The organism is Nocardia sp. NPDC020380, assembly GCF_044386975.1.
Classification (GTDB): domain Bacteria; phylum Actinomycetota; class Actinomycetes; order Mycobacteriales; family Mycobacteriaceae; genus Nocardia.
In genome coordinates, this window is sequence record NZ_JBIRVQ010000011.1 from 343,028 (window position 1) to 357,619 (window position 14,592).

The 14,592-nt window shown below is 67.3% G+C and carries 16 protein-coding genes and 1 rRNA gene; 8 read left to right on the forward strand and 9 right to left on the reverse strand.

All coding sequences use genetic code 11. The features are described 5' to 3' along the window. Nucleotides 1-67 precede the first annotated feature (67 nt). From ACH438_RS30685 to glgB, 3 genes are read left to right on the forward strand one after another with little or no spacing between them, the layout of a single operon-like run. Nucleotides 68-718: a PaaI family thioesterase gene (locus tag ACH438_RS30685; protein WP_397011471.1), complete on the forward strand. Its 651-nt coding sequence runs from the start codon at nucleotides 68-70 to the stop codon at nucleotides 716-718. 22 nt (nucleotides 719-740) lie between these two features. Beyond that, nucleotides 741-2,744 carry an alpha-1,4-glucan--maltose-1-phosphate maltosyltransferase gene (locus tag ACH438_RS30690; RefSeq protein WP_397011473.1) on the forward strand — a complete coding sequence of 668 codons (2,004 nt, stop codon included), beginning with the start codon at nucleotides 741-743 and terminating at the stop codon, nucleotides 2,742-2,744. Next, nucleotides 2,744-4,933 carry a 1,4-alpha-glucan branching protein GlgB gene (gene glgB, locus ACH438_RS30695; RefSeq protein WP_397011475.1) on the forward strand — a complete coding sequence of 730 codons (2,190 nt, stop codon included), beginning with the start codon at nucleotides 2,744-2,746 and terminating at the stop codon, nucleotides 4,931-4,933. Before ACH438_RS30690 ends, glgB begins: the two co-directional genes overlap by 1 nt. Here glgB and ACH438_RS30700 read toward each other — a convergent pair. Together ACH438_RS30700 and ACH438_RS30705 are read right to left on the reverse strand one after the other, a co-directional pair. Then, nucleotides 4,888-5,511: a TIGR03086 family metal-binding protein gene (locus ACH438_RS30700; protein WP_397011477.1), complete on the reverse strand. Its 624-nt coding sequence runs from the start codon at nucleotides 5,509-5,511 to the stop codon at nucleotides 4,888-4,890. The two genes, glgB and ACH438_RS30700, sit on opposite strands and share 46 nt — an antisense overlap. 30 nt (nucleotides 5,512-5,541) lie before the next feature. Continuing rightward, the gene (locus ACH438_RS30705) at nucleotides 5,542-5,757 is read right to left on the reverse strand and encodes a hypothetical protein (RefSeq protein ID WP_397011479.1); all 216 of its coding nucleotides are present in this window, start codon (nucleotides 5,755-5,757) and stop codon (nucleotides 5,542-5,544) included. A gap of 98 nt (nucleotides 5,758-5,855) precedes the next feature. On the opposite strand from ACH438_RS30705, the gene ACH438_RS30710 reads away from it, so the two are divergent. The 3 genes from ACH438_RS30710 to ACH438_RS30720 all read left to right on the forward strand — a co-directional run bounded on the left by ACH438_RS30710 (nucleotide 5,856) and on the right by ACH438_RS30720 (nucleotide 8,083). Continuing rightward, nucleotides 5,856-6,335, forward strand: coding sequence for a hypothetical protein (locus ACH438_RS30710; protein WP_397011481.1), 480 nt, complete (start codon nucleotides 5,856-5,858; stop codon nucleotides 6,333-6,335). Between the two features lie 48 nt (nucleotides 6,336-6,383). Then, on the forward strand, nucleotides 6,384-7,748 hold the full coding sequence (locus tag ACH438_RS30715) for a TrpB-like pyridoxal phosphate-dependent enzyme (protein ID WP_397011483.1): 1,365 nt from the start codon (nucleotides 6,384-6,386) through the stop codon (nucleotides 7,746-7,748). Between the two features lie 122 nt (nucleotides 7,749-7,870). Then, nucleotides 7,871-8,083 (forward strand): hypothetical protein, encoded by a 213-nt coding sequence (locus ACH438_RS30720; RefSeq protein ID WP_397011485.1) that lies wholly within the window; start codon nucleotides 7,871-7,873, stop codon nucleotides 8,081-8,083. Between the two features lie 73 nt (nucleotides 8,084-8,156). On the opposite strand, the gene ACH438_RS30725 is transcribed toward ACH438_RS30720, so the two are convergent. The 3 genes from ACH438_RS30725 to ACH438_RS30735 all read right to left on the reverse strand — a co-directional run bounded on the left by ACH438_RS30725 (nucleotide 8,157) and on the right by ACH438_RS30735 (nucleotide 10,862). Further along, nucleotides 8,157-9,011 (reverse strand): tetratricopeptide repeat protein, encoded by an 855-nt coding sequence (locus ACH438_RS30725; RefSeq protein ID WP_397011525.1) that lies wholly within the window; start codon nucleotides 9,009-9,011, stop codon nucleotides 8,157-8,159. Between the two features lie 58 nt (nucleotides 9,012-9,069). Further along, nucleotides 9,070-9,441, reverse strand: a complete 372-nt coding sequence (locus ACH438_RS30730; RefSeq protein ID WP_397011487.1) for a DUF3817 domain-containing protein — start codon at nucleotides 9,439-9,441, stop codon at nucleotides 9,070-9,072. Between the two features lie 239 nt (nucleotides 9,442-9,680). Then, nucleotides 9,681-10,862, reverse strand: a complete 1,182-nt coding sequence (locus ACH438_RS30735) for an acetyl-CoA C-acetyltransferase (RefSeq protein WP_397011489.1) — start codon at nucleotides 10,860-10,862, stop codon at nucleotides 9,681-9,683. 88 nt (nucleotides 10,863-10,950) lie between these two features. Between ACH438_RS30735 and mce the strand changes: the two genes are divergently transcribed. Both mce and ACH438_RS30745 read left to right on the forward strand, forming a co-directional pair. Continuing rightward, entirely contained in the window at nucleotides 10,951-11,448 is a 498-nt protein-coding gene (mce, locus tag ACH438_RS30740) for a methylmalonyl-CoA epimerase (protein WP_397011527.1), read from the forward strand. Between the two features lie 86 nt (nucleotides 11,449-11,534). Then, complete coding sequence (locus ACH438_RS30745; protein ID WP_397011491.1) at nucleotides 11,535-12,506, forward strand: hypothetical protein; 972 nt, start codon at nucleotides 11,535-11,537, stop codon at nucleotides 12,504-12,506. 92 nt (nucleotides 12,507-12,598) lie between these two features. Here the strand turns inward: ACH438_RS30745 and ACH438_RS30750 are convergent, their stop codons facing one another. From ACH438_RS30750 to rrf, 4 genes are all read right to left on the reverse strand, one after another. Next, complete coding sequence (locus ACH438_RS30750) at nucleotides 12,599-12,904, reverse strand: ATP/GTP-binding protein (RefSeq protein ID WP_397011493.1); 306 nt, start codon at nucleotides 12,902-12,904, stop codon at nucleotides 12,599-12,601. 9 nt (nucleotides 12,905-12,913) lie between these two features. Further along, nucleotides 12,914-13,591, reverse strand: a complete 678-nt coding sequence (nucS, locus tag ACH438_RS30755) for an endonuclease NucS (protein WP_397011495.1) — start codon at nucleotides 13,589-13,591, stop codon at nucleotides 12,914-12,916. A gap of 23 nt (nucleotides 13,592-13,614) precedes the next feature. Next, a complete protein-coding gene (locus ACH438_RS30760) occupies nucleotides 13,615-14,352 on the reverse strand; it encodes a rhomboid-like protein (protein WP_397011497.1) in 738 nt (245 codons plus the stop codon). A 152-nt stretch (nucleotides 14,353-14,504) separates the two neighbouring features. Beyond that, nucleotides 14,505-14,592 (reverse strand): 5S ribosomal RNA (rrf, locus tag ACH438_RS30765); the annotation flags it as partial.

The window sequence follows — 14,592 nt, forward strand, 5'->3', positions numbered from 1 at the left end:
GCCGCGAACCATGAGCGTGAGCCGCCCCTGCGCGAGCATCCCGTAGGCAACCGATAACGTGTTTCATATGAGCGAGCAGCAGGTCGAGGCAGATCCGGCCCAAGAGCATCACGAGGGCGGATTTCGGCCTATCGAAACCCTGGCCCGCGACAATTCCGTCGGTGGACCGCACTACGGGGAGTTCATCGAGCAGGTGCGCACGCTCATGGACCATGTGCGGCTCGCCGATCCGAGCGATGAGCTCGCGCTGGAGGCCATCGACACGCTGAAGGCGCTGAACGCCAAGCTCGGCGCGGCGGTGGGCGCGGAATGGGACGCGCCCGCCTGGCATCGCACCGATCTGCCCGCGCGCGGCAACATCACGCTGCCGCCGTTCCTGGTCGACAAGGTGTCGCGGGAGGGCGTGCACGCGCGCATCACCTTCCGCACCTTCCACCTGGGCGGTAACGGCGCGGCCCACGGCGGGCACATCGCGCTCGGCTTCGACGACCTGCTGGGCATGACCGCGGCCGTGCACACCCGGGCCGTCACCCGTACCGCCTTCCTGCACGTCGACTACCGGTCCATCACCCCGCTGAACACGGAACTGACCGTGCACGGCTGGGTGGAGAAGTGGGAGGGCCGCAAGGTGTTCGTGCGCGCCACCCTGCACGACGGCGACCGGCTGTGCGCCGAGGCGCACGGGCTGTTCCTGCTGCTGAAGCAGGGCCAGCAGTAGCCGACCCGGTAAGTTCTACTTCGTGACCGGCCGCATCGCCATCGATGACACCGCCCCCGCGATACCCGGCGGTCGGCCCGCCAAAGCCGTGGCCGGGGAGGTCTTCCCGGTACGCGCGGTGGTGTGGCGGGAGGGACACGATGCCGTCGCGGCCACGCTGGCGGTGCAAGCGCCCGGTTCGTCGCGCACCCAGCGCATCCGGATGAGCCCGGAATATCAGCCGGACGTGTTCAATGCCGTGTTCACGCCGGGCAAGCCGGGCCTGTGGACCTACCGCATCGAAGGCTGGAGCGACCCCTTCACCACCTGGCGCAGTGCCGTCGAGGCGAAACTCGGCGTCGGGCAGAGCGCCGCCGACCTCGCCAATGATCTGGAACTCGGCGCGCGCCTGCTGGATCGGGCCGCGCAGGCAGTGCCGAAGAAACAGTGGGAGATCCTGCACGCCGCCGCGACCGCCCTGCGCAGCGATACCCAGCTCCCCGCCCGCGTCGCGGCCGCGTTCAGCGCCGAGGTGAGCGAGATCCTGCGCGCGAATCCCTTGCGCGAGTTGGTGACCCACGGACCCTTACACAAGGTGCTGGTGGAGCGGCCGCGCGCCCTCTACGGCTCCTGGTACGAATTCTTCCCCCGTTCAACCGGCGGCTGGGACGCGGACGGGAAGCCGGTGCACGGCACCTTCGCCACCGCCGCCGCCGATCTGCCGCGCATTGCCGCCATGGGTTTCGACGTGGTGTACCTGCCGCCCGTGCATCCCATCGGACGGGTGAATCGCAAGGGCCGCAACAACTCCCTGACCGCCGGACCCGACGATGTGGGCTCGCCGTGGGCCATCGGCGCCGCCGAGGGCGGGCACGACGCCATCCTGCCGGCGCTGGGCACCGAGGCCGACTTCGCCGATTTCGTCTCCGCCGCACGGGATCTGGGCATGGAGGTCGCGCTCGACCTGGCCTTGCAGTGCGCACCCGATCATCCGTGGGTGACCGCGCACCCGGAATGGTTCAACACCCTGCCGGACGGCACCATCGCCTACGCCGAGAACCCGCCCAAGAAGTACCAGGACATCTATCCGCTCAACTTCGACAACGATCCGGACGGGTTGTACGCCGAGGTGCTGCGGGTGGTACGGCACTGGATCCGGCTGGGCGTCACCATCTTCCGCGTCGACAACCCGCACACCAAACCGGCCGACTTCTGGGAGTGGCTGATCGCGCGGGTCCGGCAGGACCATCCGGACATCATCTTCCTGTCCGAGGCGTTCACCCGGCCCGCGCGACTGTACGGGCTGGCGCGGCGCGGGTTCAGCCAGTCCTACACCTACTTCACCTGGCGCGTCCACAAGCACGAGATCGCCGAGTTCGGAATGGAATTGGCGGCCAAGGCCGACGAGGCGCGGCCCAACCTGTTCGTGAACACCCCGGACATCCTGCACGAGAGCCTGCAGCACGGCGGCCCGGGCATGTTCGCCATCCGCGCGGTGCTCGCCGCGACCCTCGGCCCGACCTGGGCCGTGTACTCCGGCTTCGAACTGTACGAACATCAAGCCGCGCAGCCGGGCAGCGAGGAATACCTGGACTCGGAGAAATACGAACTTCGCCCCCGCCGCTTCGCCGAAGCCGCCGCCCGCGGTGAATCGCTGGAGCCGTGGCTGACCCGGCTCAACGAGATCCGCCGCGCGCATCCGGCGCTGCAGCAGTTGCGCTGCATCCACTTCCACCACGTCGACAACGACGCCCTGCTCGCCTTCTCCAAAATGGATCCGACCACCGGCGACGCCGTACTGATCGTGGTGAACCTCAACCCCTTCGGCGCGGAACAGGGCATGGTGGCCCTGGATCTGCCCGCCATCGGCCGGGAATGGCACGACCGGCCCGTGGTGTACGACGAGATCTCCGGCGAGGAATACCACTGGGGCCGCAGCAATTACGTGCGCCTCGACCCGGCGCACGCGGCCGCCCACATTCTCGTGCTGCCCCCGGTGCCGGCCACCGCCCGCACCGAGCTCGCCTTCCGGCGGTCGTTCCACTGATGGACAGACGCGACCTCATGCTGCTCGCGGCGGGCACCCACCCGGACCCGCACACCGTGCTGGGCTCGCATCCGCATCGCGGCGGGACGGTGCTCCGGGTGCTGCGCCCGCACGCGGACACGGTGCACGCGCGCGTCGGCGAGACGGATCATCCACTCACCCATATCGATCACGGCGTGTTCGAGGCCGTACTGCCGTTCCCGGAACTGTGGGACTACCGCATCGTCACCTCGTATCCGGGCGGGCGCACCACGGTGGACGCCGACGGCTACCGATTCCTGCCCACGCTCGGCGAATTCGATCTGCATCTGCTCGGCGAGGGCCGGCACGAACGACTGTGGGACGTGCTCGGCGCGCATCCGCGGCGCTATCGCACCCTCGACGGGGAGGTGGCGGGCACCTCGTTCGCGGTGTGGGCCCCGAATGCCCGCGGGGTGGCGGTGATCGGCGATTTCGACGGGTGGACCGGCAATACCGCGCCCATGCGACGACTCGGCGGGTCCGGAGTGTGGGAACTGTTCCTGCCCGGGCTCGGGGCGGGCGCGAAGTACAAGTACCGGGTGCACGGGGCGGACGGCCGCATCGTCGACCACGCGGACCCGCTCGCCTTCGCGACCGAGATCCCGCCCGCCACCGCCTCCGTCGTGGCGGAGAGCGGATTCGAATGGGGTGACGCGCAGTGGGTCCGGGAGCGCGAACGCCGCGATCCGACCCGCTCCCCCATGAGCATCTACGAAGTGCACCTGGGCTCGTGGCGGCCGGGGCTCGGGTATCGCGAGCTCGCCGATCAGCTCGCCGAATACGTTGGGGCCCAGGGCTTCACGCACATCGAACTGCTGCCCGTCGCCGAGCATCCGTTCGGCGGGTCCTGGGGCTATCAGGTCACCTCGTACTTCGCGCCCACCGCCCGCTTCGGCGCCCCCGACGATTTCCGGGCCTTCGTGGACCGGCTGCACCGGGCCGGAATCGGCGTACTCCTGGACTGGGTGCCCGCGCATTTCCCGCGCGACGAATGGGCTCTCGCGCGCTTCGACGGCACTCCCCTCTACGAGCACCCGGACCCGCGCCGCGGGGAGCAACTCGACTGGGGCACCTATGTTTTCGACTTCGGCCGGCCCGAAGTACGGAACTTCCTGGTCGCCAACGCGCTGTTCTGGATCGAGGAATTCCATATCGACGGACTGCGCGTGGATGCCGTCGCGTCCATGCTCTACCTCGACTATTCGCGCCCCGACTGGGAGCCGAACATACACGGCGGGCGCGAGAATCTCGAGGCGGTGGCCTTCCTGCAGGAGATGAACGCCACCGTGCACAAGCAGCATCCGGGCGTGGTGACCGTCGCCGAGGAATCCACCACCTGGCCGGGCGTCACCCGATCCACCGAGGTCGGCGGGCTCGGCTTCACCATGAAATGGAATATGGGCTGGATGCACGACACCCTCGGGTATCTGGGCCACGATCCGGTGCACCGCGCCTGGCACCACAACGAGGTCACCTTCTCCCTCACCTACGCGTGGAGCGAGAACTACGTACTGCCCATCAGTCACGACGAAGTGGTGTACGGCAAGGGCACGCTGTGGACCCGCATGCCCGGCGACGACTTCGCCAAGGCGAGCGGGGTGCGCGCACTGCTCGCTTACATGTGGGCGCATCCCGGTAAGCAATTGCTGTTCATGGGGCAGGAATTCGGTCAATTCCGGGAGTGGAACCACGATCTCGGATTGGACTGGCACGAGCTGGACAATCCGCTGCACCGCGGGATCGGGCGGTTCGTCACCGATCTCAACCTGCTCTACCGGGCCACCCCGGCCTTGTGGAGTCAGGACACCTCACCCGGCGGCTACTCGTGGATCGACGCCGATGACCGGAACAACAATGTGCTGTCGTTCCTGCGTTACGGCGCAGGCGATTCCGTACTCGCGTGCGTGTACAACTTCTCCGGCAGCCGGCTCGACGACTACCGCATCGGACTCCCCGAATCCGGCGCCACCGCCTGGCGGGAACTGCTCAGCTCGGACGCGATCGCCTACGGCGGCAATGGAATCGGCAATCAAGGCGAGATTCCCGTGGAAGCCGTTCCATGGCACGGCCGCCCCGTTTCACTGCGCCTGACGCTTCCGCCGCACGGCGCGGTCTGGCTGGCTCAGGCCTTCCAGTCGGGCGAACGGCCCAGCAGCGCCAAGATCTGATCGAGCGTCGAACCGCCCGTCGACTCGATGATGGGCGCGAAGGACGCACCCGGCTGCGTGCGCATCTCACCACCCGGAACAGCCTGCGCGATCAACAGCGCCGCCGACAGCAGTTCCTCGTCGAAATCGAGCTTCACACCCAGGCTCGCCGCCATGTCCCACGAGTGCACGACGTAGTCGACGAAATGGAAGCTGATGCCCAGATTCGCGGGAATCACCAGGTCGGGCATGATCTCCGGCACCGGGAAGCTGCGCTCCAGCACGCCGGACTCGGCGAACGCGGTCAGCACGTGCGCGGCCGACGCCCGGTATTCCGCGATCGGATCGGCGCCGAGCGGGCGCGGCTTCCACACCGCGAGATCGCTTTCGCCGCGCGAAGCGGCCGCGAAGCCGTAGTGCTGGCCGATGTTGTGCTCCAGCAGATCTCGCAAGGTCCACTCCGCGCAGGGGGTCGGCCGGTCGAGATCCGCGGGGGTGATCTGATCGACCACCTCGATGCTCGTCCGGACCGCCTGCGCGTCCAGCACGATGAGTTCCTGTCCCGATGCCAGCAATTCGTCATACGATGTATATGTCATACGCTCGAGCTTATCATAAGCTCTAGCTTATTAACTAGGACCTGGAGGGGCCAGAGCCCACCAGGTGAGGGCCGCGCCCAGCAGCGAGAGCACGGCGAACGCCAGGCCCAGGTGATGAAAACCCGTGGTCAGTCCGGCAGTCAGCGCGCCCGCGAAAGCCGGATCGAGGTGGCCCTGCACGGCCCGCGCAGCGGACTCGCGTGGCACGGCCGCCGCGGCGAACGACAACATCGCGGCCACCGACATCCAGCCGACCGCACTCGCCGCGATGAAACCGTACGAGCACCGCCAGACTCGCGGTGAACACGATCAGCCCGAACCAGTCCAGTCCGGGGTGGGAAGCATTGCGCGACTCGGGAATCCGTAGCGCCCACCACGAGGCCTGGAACCCGCTGGGCGCCGCCCTCATCGCGGACTTCCCGAATCTGCCACCGCGCGAACGGAATATGGCGCGCCGGATCTTCCTCGAGCCGGAGGCCCGCACCGTCCATCCGGACTGGGACGAGGCGGCCCGCAGCACCGTCGGCATGTTGCGGATGGCCGTCGGCCGCGCGCCCGGCGACCCTCGCCTACTGCGCCTGATCGGCGAATTGACGGCCGGCAGCAGCGAATTCGGGCGGCTCTGGGCTACCCGGTATGTGCACGAGAAGAGCCACGGCCCGAAGCGCTTTCACCACCCGGTCGTCGGCGAGATCGCGCTGCGCTACGAGACCTTCCACCTCGCCGGCCTCGAAACCGTCCTGCTCGTCACCTACGCGCCCGAGCCCGGCAGCCCCGCCGCGGCGGCCCTGGAGCAACTGCGGAAACAGGCACGCCACGAGTAGTCGCGGGCGTATGGTGCGGAGACCGAACCGCTAGGTGGGGAGGCGCAGATGAGCGCGCAAACCAAGATCACACTGGACGAATCGGCCATACCGCGGCGCTGGTACAACGTGGTGCCGGATCTGCCGGAGCCGCCGCCACCGCCCCTGCATCCCGGTACCGGGCAGCCGGTCGGGCCGGAGGATCTCGCCCCGCTGTTCCCGATGGAACTCATCCGGCAGGAAGTCAGCGCGGACCGGTACCTCGACATCCCCGACGAGATCATCGACGTCTACCGGCTGTGGCGGCCGACGCCGCTGTACCGGGCACGCCGGCTCGAGAAGGCGCTCGGCACACCCGCGCACATCTATTACAAATACGAAGGTGGCTCCCCCGCCGGGTCGCACAAGCCGAATACCGCTGTGCCGCAAGCCTTCTACAATGCCGCCGAGGGCACCCGGCGGCTCACCACCGAAACCGGGGCCGGGCAATGGGGTTCCGCGCTCGCCTTCGCCTGCGCGCAATACGGGCTCGACTGCGAAGTGTGGATGGTACGCGCCTCCTACGACCAGAAACCGCACCGGCGCACCCTCATGCAGACCTGGGGCGCCAGCGTGCACCCGAGCCCCTCGACACTGACCTCGGCGGGCGCGAAAATCCTTGCCGACCACCCGGATTCGCCGGGCAGCCTCGGCATCGCCATCAGTGAAGCCGTGGAAATCGCCGCCGCACACGCCGATACCCGATACGCGCTGGGCAGCGTGCTCAATCATGTACTGCTGCATCAGACCGTCATCGGCGAGGAAGCGCTGAACCAGTTCGCGGCCGCGGGCGAACGGATGCCCGATCTGATCGTCGGCTGCACCGGCGGCGGCTCCAACTTCGCGGGCCTGTTCCTGCCGTTCCTGCGCGAAAAGCTCGCGGGCCGGGCGAATCCCGTCATCCGGGCCGTCGAACCCGCCGCATGTCCTTCCTTCACCCGCGGTATCTACGCGTACGACTTCGGCGACACCGCCGGTTTCACGCCACTGCTCAAGATGCACACGCTCGGGCACGATTTCATCCCCGATCCGGTGCACGCCGGCGGGCTGCGCTATCACGGCATGTCGCCGCTGCTCTCGCACATCTACGAACTCGGCCTGTTCGAAGCGGTGGCCAAACAGCAGCGCGAATGCTTCGCCGCCGCGGTCACCTTCGCGCGCGCCGAAGGCATCCTGCCCGCACCCGAACCCTCGCACGCTCTCGCCGCCGTCATCGAAGAAGCGAAGCGCTGCAAGGAAACCGGTGCAGAGAAGGTGCTGCTGACCGCGCTCTGCGGGCACGGGCACTTCGACATGACCGCGTACGAGCGCTATCTCGCGGGGGACATACCCGATTTCGAACTGCCGCAAGAACGTATCGACAGCGCACTGGCCGGCCTGCCCAGGTTCGGCTGAGCTGCCCCCAGGATCGGTGGCCGGAAAACTATGGTCGCCCGGCCTTTTACCCCATCGTGATAGGAACTAAACCAGCGGCGTCGCAACCGAATGGAACTAAATCACTGATGGGATTGAACTGCATGAAGAAGCTGGGCACCTTCGCGCTCGTCGCCGCTGCCGCCACCGCCGTGATCGGCGCGGGTGCGGGCGCGGCCTCCGCCGACGTCGTCACCGCACAGCCGGTCGTCGCCCCCGGCGAGCCGAACCCCGCGGGCCCGTCCACCGGCTCCTCGGACATTCTCACCAACCTGGTGAAGTCGTTGTCCTCCGGTAGCGGCACCACCACCAAGTAAGAACGAGGGTCCCACTCGCGGGGAAGTGGGACCCTTTCGCGGTCCGGAAACCGCTACGGCACAACGAGAATCGTCAGTAGAGCGCCGCCGCCAGCTTGCGGCGGGCGGCCACCACGATCGGCTCGGCCGGATCGAACAGCTCGAACAGTTCCAGCAGATGGGTGCGGACCCGGGTGCGATCATCACCCGCGGTGCGCTTGACCTGCGCGATGAGGCGATCGAACGCGGCCTCCGGCTGCTGATTGAACATCTCCAGATCGGCGGCCGCCAGCGCGGCGTCCAGATCGGACGGATCGGCATCGGCCTTGGCCTGCAACGCCGGATCCAATTCCTGTACGCGGCCGATGAACTGCACCTGCCGCAGCGCCGCCTTGGCCTCCGTATTGCCGGGCTCGGCATTCAGGATCGCCTTGTATGCGGCCTCGGCGGTATCGAAATCGCCTCGCTCCAAAGCTTCTTCGGCGGCCACGAAACGCGGATCCTCCGGCACCTCCGGCTCGGCGTCCTCCGCCACGCCACCCACGCCGGGCAGCTTGCCGCGCACCGCGTCCACCACGGCGGCGACCCACTGCCGCACCTGCTCCTCCGGCTGATTACCGGTGAAGTCCGCCAGCGGCTGACCCGCGGCGACGGCGATCACGGTCGGAATGCCCTGGACGCCGAACGCCTGCGCGATGCGCATGTTCGCCTCGGCCTCGATGGCGGCCAGATCCCAGTCACCACCGGATTCGTCGACCAGCTTCTCCAGCAGGCGCACCAGTTCGACACTGCCCGGGCTGCGCTGCGAATACAGCGCCACCACCACGGGCACCTGGGTCGAACGGCGCAGCACCTTGGTCTCGAAATCGGCCTCGGTGACGGTATGCCCACCGGGCACGTCCGCGGCGGCCGGCTGCTTCAGGGCGGACAGGTCCACCGCGCCGGACATGGCGGCGGCTGCGGCGGCGGAAGGGCGTCGTGCAGGTCGAGTCACGACATCCAGTCTGTCACGAAGCGGCGGCGGCCGGGGTGGCGCCTTGGCTCAGCTCGCCGAGCTGTCCGGTGCGGATCGCCCAGCGCTCGAAGAAGACCGAGGAGAACGGAACCACCGACGACAGCAGCGCGAGCCCGGTGGTCTTACCCGGCCACTCGTACTCACGCGACGCCAGCAGGCAGCTGATCGCATACGCCAGGAAGATCAAGCCGTGCAGCATGCCGAAAACCATGACCGGCCACTTGATCGGCTGATCGGCGATGCCCAGCGCATCCGCGCGCTTCAGCGCCGACCCGATGAACAACAGCACCCACGACGGAACCTCAGCGATACTGAAGAACCGAACGCGCTTACCGACCGTGGACAGGTCGAAGAGATCACCCATGGCGACCATTCTGCCGTAATACCTACGACACCTTGTAGTGGACCTGGTCACACGCGCTTGACCAAGCGCGGAGCGAAGCTCGGGGGCAGGCCCCCGAACCCCCGGAAGGAGGGGGGAGCGGGGGCCGAGCCCCCGAACCCCCAGAAAGACGAGAAGGGGTGAAGCGGGGGCTAAGCCCCCGAACCCCCTTACCGGGGCGAGCCCCGGACCCCGGACCGAGCCGGCCGCAGTCCCTTCCGCTAGCTGACGCGGATGATGAGGGCGTCGCCCTGGCCGCCGCCGCCGCAGAGGGCGGCTGCGCCGATGCCGCCGCCGCGGCGCTTCAGTTCGAGGGCGAGGTGGAGGAGGATGCGGGCGCCGGACATGCCGAGGGGGTGGCCGATGGCGATGGCGCCGCCGTTGACGTTGACCTTCTCGGGGTCGATGCCGAGCTTGCGGGTGGAGGCGATGCCTACCGCCGCGAAGGCTTCGTTGATTTCGACCAGGTCGAGGTCGGCGGGCGAAATGCCTTCCTTCGCACAGGCTTTCAGGATGGCGTTGGCGGGCTGGTCCTGCAGGGTGGAGTCGGGGCCGGCGACGACGCCCGCGGCGCCGATCTCGGCGATCCAGGTGAGGCCCAGTTCCTCGGCCTTGGTCTTGGACATGACCACGACCGCGGCCGCGCCGTCCGAGATCTGCGAGGCGGAGCCGGCGGTGATGGTGCCGTCCTTGCGGAAGGCCGGGCGTAGCTTGCCCAGCGACTCCGCGGTGGTGTCGGCGCGAATGCCCTCGTCCTCGCTGAAGAGGATCGGGTCACCCTTGCGCTGCGGGATGGCGACCGGGGTCACCTCGTCCTCGAAGACGCCGTTCTTCCAGGCGGCCGCGGCCTTCTGGTGTGAGGCGGCCGCGAAGGCGTCCTGATCCGCGCGGCTGATGTGATCGGCGTCGTTGCGCTGCTCGGTGAGCGCGCCCATGGCCTGGTCGGTGAAGATGTCGTGCAGGCCGTCGTACGCCATGTGGTCGCGCAGGGTGACATCGCCGTACTTGAAGCCCTCGCGGGACTTCTCCAGCAGGTGCGGCGCGCGGGTCATGGACTCCTGACCACCGGCCACCACGATCTCGTACTCACCGGCGCGAATCAGCTGATCCGCCAACGCGATTGCATTGATACCGGACAAACACACCTTGTTCAGCGTGAGCGCCGGGACATCCATCGGAATCCCCGCGGCCACCGCGGCCTGCCGCGCCGGGATCTGCCCCGCGCCCGCGGTGAGCACCTGGCCCATGATCACGTAGTCGACCTGATCGGGCCGGACCCCGCCCTTCTCCAGGGCCGCCTTGATGGCGACGCCGCCCAGATCGGAGCCGCTGAAATCCTTCAGCGATCCGAGCAGCCGGCCCACCGGGGTGCGCGCGCCGGAGACGATGACGGTGGTTGTCACGATGAGGCCTCGCTTACGTCGTAATGTGCTGCTCCGCCAACCTTCGGAGCCCTTACCCAACGGTAACCCGCGCGTACGCGTGCCCACTATGTGGGTGTTCGCTACCTTCGTTGGTGTGAGCACCACCGAGAACACCGAATTCATCCCCGCGGAATACGTCACGGCTATCGATCATGTGGGTATCGCCGTGCCGGATCTCGATTCCGCGGTGGCCTGGTACCGAGACAATCTCGGGATGATCGAGACGCATCGCGAGATCAACGACGCGCAGGGCGTTCACGAGGCGATGCTGTCGTATGCGGCCGCACCGGAAGGCTCTGTTGCCCTGCAGTTGCTGGCTCCGTTGACCGAAGCGTCCACGATCGCCAAGTTCATCGACCGAAACGGGCCTGGCCTGCAGCAGCTTGCATACCGGGTCACCGATGTGGAAGCCGTCTCCGCACATCTGCGTGAACGGGGCTTGCGTTTGCTGTACGAGGCGCCCCGCCCCGGAACGGCTGGTTCCCGCATCAATTTCATCCACCCCAAGGATGCTGGCGGTGTGCTGGTCGAACTGGTCGAACCGGCGGCGAAATCTACTCACTAGTACCGGGTTCCACGACCCTAAAGAGGCTGTAACAACATTCGCGGTCGGGTCACCATCAGTGGTCGGCAGGCTGTAGTTTGTGGGGCATGTCGTCCACTGAGCCCGATCGTAATCGCTTCGTTGCTCTGCCCTTTACCGTCGTGCGGAAGGGGTATGACCGTGATGAGGTGCGTAACTACTTCGACCGTTTCGATGCCGAGCTAAGGGTCACCGCAACCGATCGCGATGCCGCCGCTGCCCAGGCCCGCAACCTGGCAGCCCAGCTCGAGGACGCGCGAGACGAGATCGACGAGCTCCGCAAGGAGGTCGACCGGCTGTCCGTGCCGCCCACCACGGCCGAGGGCATGTCCGATCGTATCTCCCGCATGCTGCGCCTGGCCTCCGACGAGGCGTCCGAAGTCCGTGCCCAGGCTCAGGCCGAAGCAGCGGAGATGATTTCGATCGCCGAGCAGCAGGCGACCGAAATGCGTGGCAAGTACGAATCGCTGCTCTCCGAAACCAAGGAGAAGCGCGAGGCCCTCGAAATCGAATTCGAGCAGACCCTCGCCAATGCGCGTTCCGAGTCGGCCAAGATCGTCGACGCCGCCAACGCCGAGGCCGACCGCCTCACCAAGGAGTCCGAGGCCAAGCGCAAGGCCACGCAGCAGGACTTCGAGGTCACCATGGCCGAGCGCCGCACCAAGCTCACCCGCGCCATGGAAGAGCTGGAGGCCACCTCGCGCGCCGAGGCCGCCCAGCGCATCAAGGACGCCACCGACGAGGCCAACCGCCTCATCACCTCGGCGACCCAGACCGCCGATCGAAAGATCGCGCACGCCAAGGAACTCGCCGAGGAAATGCGCGTCCTCCGCGGCCGCGTCCTGGCCCAGCTGCTCGGTATCCGCGGCCAGCTCGACTCCGTGCCGGCCATGCTCGCCGCCGTCAACCGCGAAAGCGAACTCCTCGACGGCGCCCCCGAGCAGCGCTCCCTCAGCAAAGGCGGCCGCAAGGCCATCTCCGACGCCCGTGATGACGACGAGATCGTCGACGAACGCGAAAACGCCGACATCTCAGGCTAATCCCCCCAACGGGCGACAACCCACCACCCGAAGGCCGCTTCCACCTGGAAGCGGCCTTCCTTATGCCCCAGGCCCTTTCACCACGACAAGGGTCACGACCATCTGCGAGTGATGGTGCGGGTGTTCCGGCCCTTCCAGCAGCCGGTGTGCCAGTGCCGGCGATCGTCCTCGCCGCCGTACGCCGCCCACGCGACTATGTGCGCCACCCCCGGCGGGATCTCGTGATCACAGCCGGGGCAGCGGTAGGTCTTGGTGGCGCGGGTGCCCGGAACCGTCCGCACGATGAACGTCTCGTCACCCGGACCGGACTCGGTGCGGCCGAAGACGTCGCCGAGGGGACGCGGGTCCTGCTGGGACCGCGCGCCGGGGGCGTTGGGGCGGGGTTTCCGGCGGGGCATGGTTCGAGGTTAGAACAAGCGGAATTCGTCGCTCTCGGTGCCACGGAGGGCGTTGTAATCCAATGTCAGGCATCGGATTCCACGGTCGGTCGCGAGGGTCTTCGCCTGCGGCTTGATCTGCTGGGCGGCGAACACCCCGGTCACGGGGGCCAGCAGGGGGTCGCGGTTCAGGAGTTCCAGGTAGCGGGTGAGCTGTTCGACGCCGTCGATCTCGCCGCGGCGCTTGATCTCCACCGCCACCGTCGAACCGTCCGCATCCCGGCAGAGAATGTCAACGGGGCCGATGGCCGTCATGTATTCACGGCGGATGAGCGAATAACCCGCGCCCAGAGTTTCGATGTGCTCGGCCAGCAACTCCTGCAGATGCGCCTCCACACCGTCCTTCACCAAACCCGGATCCACACCCAGTTCGTGATGCGAATCGAGCTCGATGTCCTCGACCGTGATCCGCAGTTCCTCACCGGCCTTATTGGTGACAACCCACAGTTTGCCGGTCCCGGAATCGGATTCGCGTTCTTCCAGCCAGCACGGCGGACTCATCCAATTGAGTGGTTTGTAGGAACCACCGTCGGAATGGACGAGCACCGAACCGTCCGCTTTCATCATCAGCAGACGACGAGCCATGGGCAGATGGGCGGTCAGACGGCCAACGTAATCGACCTGGCATCGAGCAATCACAAGGCGCACCGGTCGAGTCTAGTGGCCGGGAATCAACCCAGAAGCATCAGGCACGCGAAAAGCGAACCGGCGGCCAGCAACACGCCTTCGATCACGCTCAACGGCCGCACCGGCTCCGCATGCCGGCGAATCATCAACCGGCCGATACCGAGCCCCAGGCACAACGCCAGGAAGTGACCGACATTGGTGAAGGTGTGCCACAGCACCACCCCGCCCAGCGCCAGCGACAGCCAGCTGGCCGACCACACGAACCGGCGATGCGCGGGCAGCACCACCACCAGCGCGCCCACCACGGCCATCGCGCCGTAGCTGACGCCCGTATCCTCCACCGTCGTAATGCTGTTCGGCACCAGCTGCGACTGCACGGCGATCCACAGCCCCACCGCCACCAGCGCGGTGGCGCCGATATGCCCGAGCACGAAGGTGCGGACCATGCGCATCGCACCCAGCCGATGCTCGGCCAGGGCCAGCAGACAGGCCAGCAGGGGGACGATGATCCAGACGGTGGCCGCGCCACTGCCGATCACGAAAGCGCTCGCGAACAGGGTGCCGAAGTGGCCGCGGAGCAGATTGTGCAGATTCGTGCTGGCGTGCAACACGATTCGGGACGCGCGATTCGCACTCACCAGCGTCAGCAGAATCCCGACCGCCACCACCAGGCCCACGTAGCTGTACGTGGCGGGCAGCCAGAACGCCCGCAGCCGCTGGCGGCGGGTGACGACCGCCGGGACAGCCGGCGTACGCGTATCGAGGACCATGCCTTCGATCATTACCCTTCCGCCCCAGTCGAAACTGGTTCTCAACTGAGAGCTTTCTGTGAGCATTCGTGCCGGCTCGAGCACCCAGCGTGTTGTCCCACGGGCTTTCCCCCGTGGATACACCGAAGGCCCCCAGCATAAGCTGGGGGCCTTCGGGAAGGATGTTCCGGCGGTGTCCTACTCTCCCACACCCTGTCGAGTGCAGTACCATCGGCGCAGGTGGCCTTAGCTTCCGGGTTCGGAATGGGACCG